The 266-nt window shown below is 51.5% G+C and carries 1 protein-coding gene; it reads right to left on the bottom strand.

Annotated elements, in window-relative coordinates; genetic code table 11:
• Positions 1–29 precede the first annotated feature (29 nt).
• On the bottom strand, positions 30–266 hold a 237-nt coding region (gene ccsA / locus R0J92_RS23550), incomplete at its 5' end, for a cytochrome c biogenesis protein CcsA (protein ID WP_411053457.1).

Below are 266 nucleotides of genomic sequence, written 5' to 3' on the forward strand. Positions count from 1 at the left end.
GTGTTCCAGGGGAAACTCCTTTTCTGGGTTTAGCTGATTAACTGCTGGACAATTCGGCTGCCGAAGTAGGCCAGTGTCAGAATTACCGCGCCCGCAACGTTAAACCAGACGACGCGGCGTCCACGCCATCCTTCATGGTAATGTCCCCACAGCAGCACAATATAGACAAACCACGCCACGATAGAGAGCACAGCCTTGTCGATATTTTCCATGCTAAATAGGTTGTGCATGTAGAACAGGCCAGTGCAAAGCGTGAGCGTTAGCAG

This window comes from Tritonibacter sp. SIMBA_163, from assembly GCF_046535935.1.
In the GTDB taxonomy this organism is placed as follows: domain Bacteria; phylum Pseudomonadota; class Alphaproteobacteria; order Rhodobacterales; family Rhodobacteraceae; genus Epibacterium; species Epibacterium scottomollicae.